Source organism: Stenotrophomonas sp. 3diitr2024 (genome assembly GCF_042136455.1).
Taxonomy (GTDB): Bacteria; Pseudomonadota; Gammaproteobacteria; order Xanthomonadales; family Xanthomonadaceae; genus Stenotrophomonas; species Stenotrophomonas sepilia.
The window spans coordinates 1-269 of record NZ_JBHHMJ010000123.1; the positions used below are offsets into that span (position 1 = coordinate 1).

2 pseudogenes are annotated in these 269 nt (G+C 66.9%); one reads left to right on the plus strand and one right to left on the minus strand.

The window, feature by feature from the left end:
- Positions 1–137: pseudogene (locus ABGA94_RS03115) on the minus strand (NAD(P)H-quinone oxidoreductase); the annotation flags it as partial.
- Positions 138–207: 70 nt separating this feature from the next.
- Between ABGA94_RS03115 and ABGA94_RS03120 the strand changes: the two are divergent.
- Positions 208–269, plus strand: a pseudogene (locus tag ABGA94_RS03120) (NADPH-dependent FMN reductase); the annotation flags it as partial.

Below are 269 nucleotides of genomic sequence, written 5' to 3' on the forward strand. Positions count from 1 at the left end.
GCGCCCAGCCCGTCCAGGAAATGCTTCACCGGCGCGGCCATGTTGCCGAAGCGGGTCGGGCTGCCGAGCAGCAGGCCCTGGCATTCGACCAGGTCCTGCACGCTTACATAGGGGGCGCCATCTTCGGGTACCGGCGGCTGATCTTCACCGGATGGCACGGGCCTGGCGACTAGGCTGGGCCTCCCGCACCGTGAGGAGTATGTCCCGATGTCCGTCCCCACCATCGCCGTGTTCGTTGGCAGCCTGCGCAAGGATTCCTGCAACCGCAA